The sequence below is a fragment of the Mycolicibacterium sp. Y3 genome (genome assembly GCF_051188035.1).
GTDB classification, from domain to species: domain Bacteria; phylum Actinomycetota; class Actinomycetes; order Mycobacteriales; family Mycobacteriaceae; genus Mycobacterium; species Mycobacterium fluoranthenivorans.
In genome coordinates, this window is sequence record NZ_JAVQLT010000001.1 from 1,607,970 (window position 1) to 1,620,277 (window position 12,308).

At 62.8% G+C, this 12,308-nt stretch carries 16 protein-coding genes and 1 tRNA gene; 8 read left to right on the forward strand and 9 right to left on the reverse strand.

All coding sequences use genetic code 11. The features are described from left to right. The first annotated feature begins 47 nt into the window (after window positions 1–47). Window positions 48–120 (forward strand) — tRNA-Ala (locus tag QN239_RS07920). 162 nt (window positions 121–282) lie between these two features. Here the strand turns inward: QN239_RS07920 and QN239_RS07925 are convergent. The 3 genes from QN239_RS07925 to QN239_RS07935 form a co-directional block, all read right to left on the reverse strand. Further along, the gene (locus tag QN239_RS07925; protein ID WP_499009333.1) at window positions 283–948 is read right to left on the reverse strand and encodes an integrase core domain-containing protein; all 666 of its coding nucleotides are present in this window, start codon (window positions 946–948) and stop codon (window positions 283–285) included. Between the two features lie 51 nt (window positions 949–999). Further along, on the reverse strand, window positions 1,000–1,263 hold the full coding sequence (locus tag QN239_RS07930; RefSeq protein ID WP_499009337.1) for a hypothetical protein: 264 nt from the start codon (window positions 1,261–1,263) through the stop codon (window positions 1,000–1,002). A 722-nt stretch (window positions 1,264–1,985) separates the two neighbouring features. Beyond that, window positions 1,986–2,195, reverse strand: coding sequence for a hypothetical protein (locus QN239_RS07935; RefSeq protein ID WP_499009342.1), 210 nt, complete (start codon window positions 2,193–2,195; stop codon window positions 1,986–1,988). 505 nt (window positions 2,196–2,700) lie between these two features. Between QN239_RS07935 and QN239_RS07940 the strand changes: the two genes are divergently transcribed. The 3 genes from QN239_RS07940 (at window position 2,701) to QN239_RS07950 (ending at window position 4,481) form a co-directional block, all read left to right on the forward strand. After that, complete coding sequence (locus QN239_RS07940) at window positions 2,701–3,519, forward strand: hypothetical protein (protein ID WP_499009346.1); 819 nt, start codon at window positions 2,701–2,703, stop codon at window positions 3,517–3,519. An 11-nt stretch (window positions 3,520–3,530) separates the two neighbouring features. Then, window positions 3,531–4,040 carry a hypothetical protein gene (locus tag QN239_RS07945; RefSeq protein ID WP_499009349.1) on the forward strand — a complete coding sequence of 170 codons (510 nt, stop codon included), beginning with the start codon at window positions 3,531–3,533 and terminating at the stop codon, window positions 4,038–4,040. Window positions 4,041–4,184: 144 nt separating this feature from the next. Then, on the forward strand, window positions 4,185–4,481 hold the full coding sequence (locus QN239_RS07950; RefSeq protein ID WP_499009352.1) for a transposase: 297 nt from the start codon (window positions 4,185–4,187) through the stop codon (window positions 4,479–4,481). Here QN239_RS07950 and QN239_RS07955 read toward each other — a convergent pair. Together QN239_RS07955 and QN239_RS07960 are read right to left on the reverse strand one after the other, a co-directional pair. Next, the gene (locus QN239_RS07955; protein WP_499009354.1) at window positions 4,471–4,890 is read right to left on the reverse strand and encodes a transposase; all 420 of its coding nucleotides are present in this window, start codon (window positions 4,888–4,890) and stop codon (window positions 4,471–4,473) included. The genes QN239_RS07950 and QN239_RS07955 overlap by 11 nt on opposite strands. Before the next feature lie 114 nt (window positions 4,891–5,004). Next, window positions 5,005–5,553, reverse strand: coding sequence for an IS110 family transposase (locus tag QN239_RS07960; RefSeq protein ID WP_499009357.1), 549 nt, complete (start codon window positions 5,551–5,553; stop codon window positions 5,005–5,007). Between the two features lie 207 nt (window positions 5,554–5,760). Here QN239_RS07960 and QN239_RS07965 point away from each other — a divergent pair, with 207 nt between their 5' ends. Continuing rightward, window positions 5,761–5,997 (forward strand): helix-turn-helix domain-containing protein, encoded by a 237-nt coding sequence (locus tag QN239_RS07965; protein ID WP_499016660.1) that lies wholly within the window; start codon window positions 5,761–5,763, stop codon window positions 5,995–5,997. Window positions 5,998–6,286: 289 nt separating this feature from the next. Here QN239_RS07965 and QN239_RS07970 read toward each other — a convergent pair whose 3' ends face one another. Next, window positions 6,287–8,275 (reverse strand): glycoside hydrolase family 5 protein, encoded by a 1,989-nt coding sequence (locus QN239_RS07970; protein WP_499009358.1) that lies wholly within the window; start codon window positions 8,273–8,275, stop codon window positions 6,287–6,289. Between the two features lie 870 nt (window positions 8,276–9,145). Between QN239_RS07970 and QN239_RS07975 the strand changes: the two genes are divergently transcribed. The 3 genes from QN239_RS07975 to QN239_RS07985 all read left to right on the forward strand — a co-directional run bounded on the left by QN239_RS07975 (window position 9,146) and on the right by QN239_RS07985 (window position 10,195). Continuing rightward, on the forward strand, window positions 9,146–9,301 hold the full coding sequence (locus QN239_RS07975) for a DUF6131 family protein (RefSeq protein ID WP_090362280.1): 156 nt from the start codon (window positions 9,146–9,148) through the stop codon (window positions 9,299–9,301). A gap of 89 nt (window positions 9,302–9,390) precedes the next feature. After that, window positions 9,391–9,591 (forward strand): hypothetical protein, encoded by a 201-nt coding sequence (locus QN239_RS07980; protein ID WP_499009360.1) that lies wholly within the window; start codon window positions 9,391–9,393, stop codon window positions 9,589–9,591. A 361-nt stretch (window positions 9,592–9,952) separates the two neighbouring features. Continuing rightward, window positions 9,953–10,195: a hypothetical protein gene (locus QN239_RS07985; protein WP_499009361.1), complete on the forward strand. Its 243-nt coding sequence runs from the start codon at window positions 9,953–9,955 to the stop codon at window positions 10,193–10,195. Window positions 10,196–10,265: 70 nt separating this feature from the next. Here QN239_RS07985 and QN239_RS07990 read toward each other — a convergent pair whose 3' ends face one another. From QN239_RS07990 to phoU, 3 genes are all read right to left on the reverse strand, one after another. Beyond that, window positions 10,266–10,442, reverse strand: coding sequence for a CsbD family protein (locus QN239_RS07990; RefSeq protein ID WP_090362286.1), 177 nt, complete (start codon window positions 10,440–10,442; stop codon window positions 10,266–10,268). Continuing rightward, window positions 10,439–11,263 (reverse strand): helix-turn-helix transcriptional regulator, encoded by an 825-nt coding sequence (locus tag QN239_RS07995; protein WP_499009362.1) that lies wholly within the window; start codon window positions 11,261–11,263, stop codon window positions 10,439–10,441. Before QN239_RS07995 ends, QN239_RS07990 begins: the two co-directional genes overlap by 4 nt. Window positions 11,264–11,557: 294 nt before the next feature. After that, window positions 11,558–12,205 carry a phosphate signaling complex protein PhoU gene (gene phoU, locus QN239_RS08000; protein WP_499009364.1) on the reverse strand — a complete coding sequence of 216 codons (648 nt, stop codon included), beginning with the start codon at window positions 12,203–12,205 and terminating at the stop codon, window positions 11,558–11,560. Window positions 12,206–12,308 lie beyond the last annotated feature (103 nt).

Here is a 12,308-nt window from a genome sequence, read left to right on the forward strand (position 1 = left end):
CGGTTTCAGCCGTCGCCGGTGTTCCTGGTAACGTGCTACCGGCACAAGGGGCTATAGCGCAGTTGGTAGCGCGTCTCGTTCGCATCGAGAAGGTCAGGGGTTCGATTCCCCTTAGCTCCACAAATGTGATCAGTCGAGACTTGGGTTACACCCGAGTCTCGTCATCGGTTACGGAAGACCCCGGCCATCGGCCGGGGTTTTTCTGTTGGTTGCGCCAGTAGTTGCGGTTGGGGTCGACGGTGTGGCTGGCGATGAGTTGGTGAGTGGTTTTGCTCAGGACGGTCACGGTGGTGTGGGTGACGGCGATGAGCACGGCGTGCTGGCGTGGTTCTTGCCGATGACGTGGTGGTGGATGCGGCTGCCGTAGCGCAGGGTGAGTTTGCCGAATTGGTCGACGGTGTCGTGGCGGATGCGGAAGTGTTGGCTGGGGTTGTTGGTGGGTGTGGTTTTGGGGCGGGCGTGGTAGGCCTGCGCGGGTGTGGTGGCCGGTGGCAGGGCGCGGTGGGTGCGTTCGGTGTTGTAGATGACGGTGAATTCGTCGAGGAGTCGTTGCATGTCGGCGATGGTGGTGGGCCGTGGGCGTGCTTTGAGCCAGCGTTTGAGGGTTTGGTGGAATCGTTCGATCTTTCCTTGGGTTTGAGGGTGGCCGGGATGCCCGTTTTTCTGGGTGATGCCGAAGGTGGCGAGTAGGCGTTCGAAGTCGTTGTGGCCGTTGGTGATCGGTTGGTGTAGACGGTTCCGTTGTCGGTGAGGGTAGATGCCGGGAGGCCGTGGCGTTGTGCGGTGTCGGTGAAGCTGGCCACGACGTCGGGTCCGGTGACGCGCCGGTAGGCGGTGGCCCGACGAGTACGTACTGCAGATCGAAGCGCGACAAGACCCGAAATATCCACCGTCGCTTGTTGCTTCGTCGCCGTGCTTCCCTGACAATCTGAGAAGCCCGAACGTCAAGAAGCCGCCCCTGATCTCACAATCGCCGTCGGGGGGATAGCTGCCGGGAGCCTATGGGACCGATTTGGTTGCGGCCCCAGCGGTGAGGCTTGCTTTGATTGCGGCCCAGGCGGCGTCGGCGCTTTTCCAGAACAGGCGCCCGGCGAGGGACATGTAGAGGAAATAGCTCAGGTAGACCGGGACGGTGCCCCACCGGTCGATCCAGTCGGTCAGGCTGGTGATGGCGGCGAAGCCGGCGACGAGCATGGCGAGGCCGGCTAGGAGCGTGCCGAAGTCTTTGAACTGAAACTGTGCGCTGTCGCTTGATGCGTGCATGATTCCCCCGAATCGATGGTTCGGTGGCCGTTGATGTCTGGATGTCGTGACGTTCTGGCCACCGTGTGTTGGTGGTGTCGAAGCGTAGCCGCGTTTGGCGCTGATGTTGCTGTGGTCTAGATCACCGTTCGCTGGCGTTCGGTTCTGGCGTCTGTTCCCGACTACACCTTGCAGAGCCCGTCTGGTAGACGGGCTCACGTTCGGTTGTCGAGGGGGAGATGTCATGGGGGAATTGTCGGGGTCTGACCTGCACGGTTGGGACGTGCGGGAATGGCGAGCTGGTCATATCGTCACTGTGCGGGAGCCGCAGTGATGCGGCATCGGCGTGCTGCGACAGGCGCGGCGAGCGCTCACGTCGCTGTCGCGGACCGCCTAACAGGACTTTGCCCTGATACATCCAGTGGCGGGTGGTTGAGGCTGTTCGAAGCATCACGAGACCTGGGACTGCTGCAGCACACCGATGCCGCCGCGGGGCCCGCATCTGGGCTAGCGGTTGCTTCACCTTTGGTGTCGCACGCTGGTCGCGCATACCGGGGACGGCACCGGGCGGCGCCGGTGCGATCGATCGGTGATCGCGGCCGGTGGGTACGCCTCGGTGTGGCAGCCGGGCTGACCGCCCTTCTGGTTCCCGTGGCGGGTCTGGTGGTCCCGATGATCAGCAGCGATCCCGCGGTCATCGCGCAGGCCTCGGCCACCCCCAAACCAGGGTCCGCGGGTGGGAATCACTCCAAACCCGGGGACAACAAGAAAAAGAAGAAGAGCGACAACAAGAAGAAATCGAACAACAACAACAACAACAACAACCGCGAGGGATCCTCTGCCCGCGGATCCAGCAGCGATTCCGGCAACCAGCGCTCGGGGTCGAGTTTTACCGAGCGGACCAACGCCAACAACCGTTGGAGTGCTGATGGCCCGAATCGCAGTGTGAACACGCGGGTTTCCAGCGAGGCGCAGCCACCGCAGCCACCCCGGACGCAGACACAGGTGATCCAAGCGCCCCCGAGTCAGGGCCGGCAGAGCACCCCTACGCCGACATCGCCGCCCCAGACAGCGCCTCCTGCGTCTCCGACACCCTCTGTCCAGCAGCAGGTTCCGCCCGCGACGCCACCGGCGCAGCAAGCCAGACAAACAGTCCAACAGCCCCCGCGAGCTGTCGCCGCGACTGCTCCTACTGCGCCAAGTAATCCAAACAACCCAGCGACCGGGTTGGTCATCGGACTCGGCGCCGCTGCCGGCGCGGGGCTGGCTTCGCGCCGCTCTAGCGGAAGTTCGTCGACGTCGGGAACGGGTGCGCGGGTCACCCCGCAGAGGCTGGCTGTGGCATTGACCAGTTCAGAGACAGCATTGCCGTCACGGCCGCCCGCGTTTACCCCGAGCCAGCAGGATGTGGCGGTCTTGCGGCAAGTGATGGCCAACGACGGCGTCCCAGCCTCACAGATGGATCAGCAGGTCAATCAGGTTGTGGCCGGCGCCGCCCACCTCAACACCCAAATCGCCAACGGCGCAGTGCCCCAAGTGCCGCAGACACCAACGACGCCAGTACCGGCACAAAGTATCGGCGAACAGCTCGGCAGTGCCTTCAACACGTTCACCAACGATGTTCAGGAAGGGTTTTACACCCGGGCTGATCAGACCGTGCAATCCGTGCAGAACCTCGCACAAACTGCCGAGAACCTCACTGGACTCGGCGGTCCCGGTCATCCCGGTGTTGCCGAATCGTGGAGCCAACTCTCCCAGAGCCAAGCCGATCGACTTCTGAACGATCCACTCAGTGCCCTGTCCGGGCCGACCCCGCTCGGTGGCGTCATCACGACCGCTCGTGAACTACCCGAGGCCATCAACGACCCCGGTCACTACCTCGGCGGGAAGTTCTTCGACGGCACCCTTATGGCCGCAACAGTGCCATTCGGCGGTGAGGGCGCTCTGGGGCGCACACTACTGCCCGAAGTTGGGGATGGTTTCGCTTCGACCGCAAAGAGCATTCTCAAATCGTCAACGTCGCCGACTTACGTCGCTCCCGCCAACCTTGCTGATCAGATGGCCTTGGACGCGGTACTGTCTGCACCAGCAAGCGGCAAGATGGTTGCGGTTGAGATGAAGGACCCGCGCTGGTTAGCGGCAGACGGCTGGGCGAAGATGCAACAGACCACCATCACAACTCAACAGACTATTTCTATTCACTACGTCTATAACCTGATGACTGGTGCGGTCGCTGATACGAAGTTCATCAATCCGGGATTCAAACAACTGCCATGAGGAATGGAACATTGACGGTTTACGCCAACGACCCACGGGCGGCGATAATTTCAGCGTGGGCCCGTACGCTGCTGGATAGTCAAAATCCTGAGGAGTTGCCTGATATTGCTAGCGAGGCTCTCGTTCAGGGTGTGGAAACGCCAAGCTTGGCTGAGCTGGCAGGCATGGGCCGGTTGGACCCGCCTGCGGAGCTTCATGAGTTGTTTGGTGAGGTCATTAAAGAGCTCGGTATTTCTCTGGACATTGTTGCGGCGCGTATTTGGCTGCTATACGTGTGGTGCGATGCGGTGCTGCAGGGAAAGCTAGCTGCGTTCGACGCCTCGTGGGCGATTTTCACCACCGTCTATTTGGAAATCGACAGTATCACCGCCGCTCGACCCGACTTTCCAACAGGACTTGTCGATGAGCTCATCGGATTGTTCGTCGCATCTGATAGCGATTTTCCCGACACCTCGGAGTATCAAACGAAGTTCGAAGCCGCAGCTCGCACGGTAGTTCAGACGTATCCTGGATTCGGCTAACGCGCGAGTAGTGTGGTCTATGGCGACATTTCGTGACTTGCGTCGATTCCTCAGGTCGTAGGCGGTGGCGTGTTCCCGCTGAATGAGTCCAACCAGTTTTAGAGTCCTGTGGCCCGATGTCGGGTCAGAAGGGACGACGAACACATGGCTGGTCGGAAGCGGAATTCCGCGGAGGACATCGTGCGCAAGCTGCGTCGGGCGGATGAGCTGGCTGCCGAGGGCAAGACCGGCGAGGAGATCGCTGTTGAGCTGCAGGTCTCGCCGGCGACGCTGTACCACTGGCGGCGCACCTACGGCGGCATGGACACCGACGCCGCCAAGGAATTCAAAGATCTGCGTGAGCAGAACGCCCGCCTCAGGCGGCTGCTGGTCGAGGCCGAACTGGAGAAGGACGCGCTGCGGGAGGTCGCTAAGGACGCTCCTATAGATGTCAAGTGCTGAGTTCGGCGAAATCGGCTCGGATGGCGCGGAACACTTCGCGGGCCAGGTAGCGCTTCTGGCAGCGGATGATTTCGGGCATGGACAGGCCTTCGGTGGTTCGGCGGTCGGCGTAGGCGCGGCTGCGTGGGTCATGGCGCAGGCGCACGATGGCGGCTATGTGGAGGGCGCTGTTGGCGGATCGGTCGCCGCCGCGGTGCAGCCGGTGGCGGTTGGTCTTGCCCGACGACGCGGGGATCGGGGCGACGCCGCAGAGGTGGGCGAATGCGGCTTCCGTGCGGAGCCGGTCGGGGTTGTCGCCGATGGTCACCAACAGCGCGGACACGGTGTCGGGTCCGAGCCCGAATACGGCACTGGTTGTTGGAGCGACTTGTGCGGTCAAGTTGATCGAGTTGCTTTCGGAGAGCGTCAACTTCGATGTCGAGGTGCTGGATTCGGGAGGCGAGGGAACGTAGGGCGGACTTGGTCGCGTGGACGGGATCTGCGAGGTTGGCGAGGTCAGGTCGCAGTCGTGCGCAGGCAGTGATCAGCTGCGTAGCAGACAGGCCGTGAAGCTGGCTACGTAGGGCGTCGGGGCGGTGATGAGCATGGCTCGAAGGGTGTTAATTGCGGCGGTCTTGGCCTTGACCGCACCGCCGCGGGCCACCCGCAGCATGCGGATTGCTTCGATCGGACCGTCGGCGAGCTTCAGTGCTCCGCTTGCTCTGCCCGCCAGTACGGTTCGTGCAGCTGCTTCGGCGTCAATGGGGTCACTCTTGCCGTGTTGGCGTCGCAGTCTGCGGTCAGGGCGCGGTGCCTCGAGGACCTCCACGTTCTGCTCGTGCAGGAATCGGGTGAGGCTGGCTCCGTAGGCACCGGTTCCTTCGACACCGACCTGGCTGAGCTTGCCTTGGCTGCGCATCCAGGTGAGCATTGCTGCGTAACCAGTTGACGTGGCTGGGAATTCGGCATCGTCGAACGGACGTCCGCGGGAGTCGATGACGGCTGCGTGATGCGTTGCGGTGTGAGTGTCGACACCGCCGATGATGGTTGCGCTGCGCCGGCCCATGCCGTGCCCTTCCTGTCGGTTGGGCACCACGGCCAGGTGGACAGGCCAGTGATGGGTTGCGGGCGAACACGCTCCTATGAGGTCACACCCTGTCGCAATGCCCATGTTGGTTGTGCGGTGAACGCCGACCCAAGGGTCGACAGGTCCTCACGAAAGGCACACCAGGCGGCCAGGAAAATTCTGAGCCCAGCTGCCAAGCGTCGCGCCGTGGACATGCTCAAGGACACGTTGAGCATGTCGGGAGCGGTTGGCGTGCAAAGCCGTTGGGCTGGCACGCTCCACCTACCGCCGGTTACCGTTGGCGCAGACCTCGACCGATCCGGACGCCGAGATGAGGGCCTGGCTGCGCGCATACGCACCAAACACCCGTGCCATGGGTTCCGGCGTGCCTGGGCGGCACTGCGCGACGACGAACGCCGTGAGGTCAACAAGAAGAAGATTCACCGGCTGTGGCGCGAAGAGGGCCTTTAAGTCCATGCGGGTGCTGGGCACGTGGATCTCCGGTCGCCGAGTGGATCTCGATCGATTCATGGAGTCGGTCAAGGAGGTGTCCCCGCTCCACGACCGCGCATTGCTCGGCGACTATCACGACCACGGCTGCTAGACGTTCCGCCTGAGCAGATGAGCCCGACGGTGAGTGATGGAGCAGAGGTCGGTGGCGTCGTCCTGCGATCCGATACCGATCGTGAAGAGCTCGAAAACGCTCAAGGTCATCGGTGGGTTCCTCGTCGCGGTATCGGGGCGACCATCGACGCTTCTCCTACTCCGAATCGCTCTTGCCAGAGGACGCATCGCCCTTGCCCGACGAACCGCCGGCACCTGCGTTTACTCTGCTCTCCTGCGACGCGGCGGTGGTGGCGGGTTCGGGGGTACGAGGCTTCGGGGCGGGCTTGGGCTTGACCGCCTTCTTGGGGTTGGTCCCCTTCACACCGAGGCCGGACTTGGCGCCGGGCCGGGTGACCTTGTCGCCCTTGGTGTCGTCGGTCTTCGGCGATGAGCCGGCGGTGGACGTCGCTTCGGTCTTCGTCTCGGACTTGGTCTCGGTCTCGGTCTTCGTGTCGGTCTTCGTGCCCGACTTGCTGTCGGACTTGGTATCCGGCTTGGTGTCAGGCTTCGCATCCGGCTCGGCCGCAGTCTTCGGATCGCTGACAGCCGCTGTGCCGGTGTTGGTCTCGGTTGCCGACTCCGTCGCGGTGGAAGTCTCGGGTGCCGTTGTGGTGGAGGTCTTCGTCTCGGTCGCAACCTCGGTCACCTCGGTCGCAACGTCGGTCACCTCGGTCACCGCCTCGGTGGTCACATCCACCTCGGCCACGGGGTCGGCAGTGGTACTCGCTGCCTCGCTGTCGACGTCGGTGCTTGCCGGCTTCTCTTCGGTCTTGGTGTCGGCGAGAGTTTCTGTCGCCGTGGTGGTGTCGTGCTTACCGGTGGTTGCCTTCTGTGTGGATGCGCTCTCGCCGACGTCGGGTGCCTTCTCGACAGATTCCGCGGTGACAGAAGTGGTGGTGTCTGCCTCGCTACCGGCCGCTGCGACGCGCGCCGCCGCGGTGGCGACCTTGGCCGTACCGAAGATCCCGCCGAGCAGGTTCTGTACCGCCTTCATCATCGCCATGGCCGTCTTCGGCACGAAGTTGATGATCGTCGCCACCATGGACGCGAGCTGGTGGGCAAAGGCGGCCAATCCCGTCTGCGGCTTGGGTGTGGTGGGATTTGTCGGCTTGGGCCCGGTCAACTCCAGGATCAGCTTCCTGATCACGTCGGCGGCGGCCTTCTCGTTCCAGGAGTAGTCGAACAGGCCGAAGTGGTGTTCGGTGTTCGTGCTGTTGGCGGGGCCGGTGTCCTTGACGTTGTAGATGAAGATGGGACCGCCGTTGAGGAACTTCTGCCAGGACCTGATCATGTCTTCCATGAAGTCGGCCTGCTTCTGCAGATCGGCCGCGGTACCGCTCACCGTGGGTTGGCCGTACTCGCTGATCCAGATCTTCAGATCGGCGTCACCCTTGACGTTCATCAGTGCTCGGATGGCCTGCAGCTGCGCGAGTGCCGATGTTCCCGGCCACGTATTGGCAGGGCCCGCACTGAATTTCACCGAGTAGTTGTAGGGGTGGAACGAGATGGCGTCGAAGTATCCTTGGGCACCGTTGGCGTACATCTGGGTCACGAAGCTCACCGGGTCCAAGGTGAGGTTTCCCAGTGTCAGTCCGGCGCCGACGACACCACCGATCACCTTGATGTCCTGATTGGTACTCGCCGCGACCGTCTTGATCGCCGTGTAGGCCTTCTTGAGCATCTCGGTGTAGGAGGCCGCGCTGACGGGGTTCCATTCCAGGAATCCGTTGGGCTCGTTCCAGATCTCGTAGGCGGAGATCTGGCCCGCGTAGCGCTCGGCGACGGTCGCGGCGAACTTGGCGTAGGTGTCCGGGTCGGGATGGCCGTTACCCAGGGAACCAGCCCACGGCGGGGTCTTGTTGAGCACGCCGAGAATGCCCATCCCGCGATCGGAGGCGGCCTTCACGATGTAGTCGGTCTTGGCCCAGTTGTACTTGGTGGCACTCGTCGGCTGGATGTTCAGCCAGAACACGCCGACACGGACATTGGTGACGCCGAGCGACAGCATCTTGTCCAGTGCCTTGTCGATCTCGGCGTTGCTCATCGAGTACAGGTTCGACTCGGCAATGCCGATCGTGGTCGGGGACTCGTCGATGGCCGCCGTATTGACGATGTCGTACGAGGCCTGCCGCACGGCCGGCACGTGACCATTTTGGTTGGTCGGCAAGAGATATTGACTCGTCGTCGCCGCGAATAGTGCTACCGCGGTCACTGCAATTACGGACCTAACGGCAATCCTTCGGAAATGCCTGAGCGCATGGCTCATGACGGCGACTCCTGTTCTAAAATACGGCAATTCAGGTGCGTGACCAGCTTCTTTCCCAGAAGTTATGTGGGAAGCAGCAAATTGGCAAATTATCCATATTGCGCATTAAGGTGGCCGGATTCAGTACCTGATACCCGTAATTCGGCAAAGGATCGGTCAATGATCCCGATTTCCATCAGGCATCGGTAAGTCGAGTTATGGCAACATTCGCGGAAAGTTTCTCCGCGGTCGGCGCGAACCGAGGGGGCATCTGCCCATGGGCCGCTAATGCACAGCGGATTCCCAGTTTTGGGACATTGCCTCCCGCGCGCGCACGCCGGGTGTGGTCTCAGAGTGTCGGGACGGGCGATGGCTGGCGAATTCGGACGGAGTCTCGCCTGATCCGAAAACGCCGCCGCACTGGCCTCAGGGGCAAGATTCGTTCGGCCGCGTGGATGCATCGTGAGTCGCAGTCGACCCCGCGGCGGCAGGTAAAACGCCAGGTCGCTGCGTTATTGAAGGACGAGAATCTTAGAGAAGATTTACAGTTCGCTTAGCGTGCGAGGCGGCGTCCGCCCCGTTGGCGACGGTCCGCATCGGAACGTCAGCGCGGACATCCGGGCGAGCTGACGGAGGTGCGTACGCGGACCTTCAGGGGACCATCGGCTCCCCGGCATGTGACCTTCGCCCGTATTCGCTCTCTCCTCGGGAACGTTAACGTTCGCAATTATCAGCGACATCAACTATCAGCGACACCAAGGAGACACCATGATCATTCTCGGCGTCATCCTTCTCATCGCGGGGTTCGTATTCAAGATATCCATCCTCTGGAGCATCGGGGTCGTCCTGATCGTCATCGGCGCGGTGTTGTGGATATTGGGAGCGACGGGACACGCGGTCGGCGGCCGTAGCCATTACTACTGAACGGCAGCCCCTGAATGACTGCCTGAATCGGTTCTCGTTCGGACCAGCCGCCCGCACTTCTCGGCGGTCGACCATCTAAGGAGACTCCCATGACGCGTATCGTCGGTTTTCTGGTGCTCATATGGCTCATCGTCGGCGCCGTCGCAGCCGGCCAGCGTGGGTATTTCACCCACGCGTCACAGACATGTGCCGGTGCGGGGACGATCGCGGTGACCGTGATCGCCGGACCGCTGAACTACTTCGGGGTCAACCCGAAGGTGTCGAATTGCACAGTGCCCCAACCGAGCTGACTGTGCACGAGAGCTGGATTCGGGGGCGCAACCCTCGCAGCTCCGAAGTCCGCTCACACATTCGTGAGGCGCCGATGGTGATCATGAGAGTCGGCGAATACGCCCATCTGAGTAACACGGATCTCGAGGCGTTGGCGGTCGCACTGGAGGCGATCCGCCATGATATCGAGGATTCGTTGGGACTGAAGGACAGGGCATACATCCAGTGCGCCATAGCCTTTCAGCGCTGTCTCGAAGTCGGCGCGAGGGTCGTGATTGCCGCGAGCCGAAGCGAGGCCGGCTGGGTGGTCGGTTCCGCCGCGTTGGCCGTGTCCAAGAGTGTCGAGAATATGGAACTCGGACATAACGTCGGCCACGGCCAATGGGATTGGATGAATGCTCCGGAAGTCCATTCCACTACCTGGGAGTCCGCTACCAGATCGAACGCCGCATCTACCCGGATCTGCCGAGTAACCATTATGCGGAGATCACCCAACGGGTTCAGATACTGTGCGCCACCTGCGATCTGCCGCATACGACCGGCCCGCTGGGTCGACAGTTCCTGCTCACCTTGCGCACCATTTGCAAACTCGCGCTCCCGAACAGGTTCCTCACCCACCTCTGATGACGCACCTGAGACGTCGTCGGAGAACAGGTTTCGCACTGTCGCGAACGGGTGAGAAGCGCCCGGTCACTCACTTACGTTTGAAAGCATCCTTGATCTTCTCGCCGGCATCCTTGAGGTTCGCCCTCGTCTGGTCGCGTCTACCCTCGTTTTCGGTGCTCGTGTCGCCGGTGACCTTGCCGATCGCTTCCTTGGCCTTACCGCCGAGCTCCTCGAGCTTGTTCTTGGCCTTGTCGGTACCGCTCACAGCGTCTTCTCCTCATGTTGGGGTTTGGCGCCCACGTGGGTGATCAATCCGAGCTCGCGGGCACGGGTGACCGCGTCGGCGCGATTGTGGACACCGAGCTTCTTGTAGGCACGCTCGGCGCGTTCTTTGGCGGCCGAGCGGGAGATGTCCAGCTTGTCGGCCACCAGGGCGAAGGTCATCTTGGTGGGCAGATAGCGCAGAACCTGCCGTTCGACGGCCGTCACCGAGGCGGCCACCGCGGCTTCGTCCGCCTTGTGGTGGGCGGCATCGATCGCCGCAGCAGACTCTCGCTCGGCCTCGGTCTGCGCGGCGTAGGCCGCGTCGATCACCCGGGCGGTGTCCGCCAGGGCGGCGAGTTGCACGCTCAGGAGCTTCTCGGTCTGTTCTTCGAGGAAGCCCTCGCTGAAGACGACGCCACCCAGACTCGTGATCGAATCGAATAACGGTCTGGCCCATTGATGTTCCACTAGGATCAGGGCGAGGCCCGAGCCGGGGACGAGCGACTGCGCCAGAGCCTGGGCGCGCTCGCTTTGCAGCACATGAACGCCACGGCCCTCGAACGCGGCGAGGATATCGGCGGGGTCGAGTTGGGCGCCGGCGATCAGCAAGTCGCCGAAGTCCTCGTCGGCGATCTCCACGCGTGTCAGAGACCCCGCGTCGTCCATCGTCAGGACGAGCACGTCGAGCAGGCGGAGCACCCCATGTCCTTGAAGCCTGTTGATCTCCTGCAGGATGGTGCCGACGAAACCGACCCCGGGCTCGAACCCGGCCGCGATCAACTGCATCGGCCCGATCGTGCTGACCTCGGTTCCGGCATCCATGGCGTCCCCGTTTCTCTGCCGCGGTGTGATGACGTTGCGTGCAATGGTCCGCCGAACCGATCGACGCGATAAGGGTCATAAGTCACCAGTTGGCCATGCGCAGGTGAGCCCGTCCGCCGTCGTGACTACGCGGGCGGGTAGTCCAGGCCGGTCATCATTCCCGCGGCTGGGTGATAAGCACTTGTGGCAGTGCATCGTCCAGATGCCCGGGGTGTCGGCCACCGCGCGACATGCCCAGGTTCGCGGCATCGGACCGATAGGGCAGCCGCGTCTCGGCCCGGCGGCCGGACGGCCTCAGAGCTCCGGGGTCTGCCCGGTCACCTGGAAGATGACACGACGCCCGATCTCCACGGCGTGGTCGGCAAAGCGTTCGTAGAACCTGCCCAGCAGCGTGATGTCCACCGCGGTGGCCACGCCGTGGTGCCACTCCTTGTCCATCAGAACCCTGAACAGGTGCTTGTGCAGATGATCCATGGCGTCGTCGTCCCGACTGATCTGGGCGGCTCGCTGCGGATCGCCCGACAGCACCACTTCCTGGGCGCAGTTGCTGAGTTCGACTGCGATACGGCCCATTTCGGCGAAGTAACCGTCGACCTCCTCGGGCACCGCATGTCCGGGGTGGCGGCGGCGGGCGATCTTGGCGACATGCAGCGCCAGCCCGCCCATCCGTTCGGAGTCGGCGACATTCTGCATCGAACCGACCACCAGGCGTAGGTCGCTCGCGACGGGCGCCTGCAACGCCAGCAGGACGAACGCCGCCTCTTCTGCCTGGGTGCGAAGGGCCGCCAGGTGGTCGTGATCGGTGATGACCTGCTCGGCCGTCACCAGATCGGCCTGCAACAGGGCCTGCGTGGCGCGTTCCATGGCCACTCCGGCCAGCCCGCACATCTCGCTGAGCGTCTGGGTCAGCCCGTCGAGCTGGTCTTGGAAGGCGGTGCGCATTGTCACACACTAGATGCTGAACGGTGTGACAGGTGCACTTGGTGAACTCACCATGAATGTGATCTGGCTGGGTGGTGAAAGGAGTTGCCCCCGATGGGGCATT

Excerpts from the sequence above, each read along its gene's own strand:
- QN239_RS07985 (WP_499009361.1), top strand. The coding sequence starts at position 9,953 with ATGGGATTGGATGAATGCTCCGGAAGTCCATTCCACTACCTGGGAGTC.
- QN239_RS07980 (WP_499009360.1), top strand. The coding sequence starts at position 9,391 with ATGACGCGTATCGTCGGTTTTCTGGTGCTCATATGGCTCATCGTCGGC.
- QN239_RS07930 (WP_499009337.1), bottom strand. The coding sequence starts at position 1,263 with ATGCACGCATCAAGCGACAGCGCACAGTTTCAGTTCAAAGACTTCGGC.
- QN239_RS07975 (WP_090362280.1), top strand. The coding sequence starts at position 9,146 with ATGATCATTCTCGGCGTCATCCTTCTCATCGCGGGGTTCGTATTCAAG.
- QN239_RS07995 (WP_499009362.1), bottom strand. The coding sequence starts at position 11,263 with ATGGATGCCGGAACCGAGGTCAGCACGATCGGGCCGATGCAGTTGATC.
- QN239_RS07950 (WP_499009352.1), top strand. The coding sequence starts at position 4,185 with ATGGCTGGTCGGAAGCGGAATTCCGCGGAGGACATCGTGCGCAAGCTG.
- QN239_RS07965 (WP_499016660.1), top strand. The coding sequence starts at position 5,761 with ATGTCGGGAGCGGTTGGCGTGCAAAGCCGTTGGGCTGGCACGCTCCAC.
- QN239_RS07940 (WP_499009346.1), top strand. The coding sequence starts at position 2,701 with ATGGATCAGCAGGTCAATCAGGTTGTGGCCGGCGCCGCCCACCTCAAC.
- phoU (WP_499009364.1), bottom strand. The coding sequence starts at position 12,205 with ATGCGCACCGCCTTCCAAGACCAGCTCGACGGGCTGACCCAGACGCTC.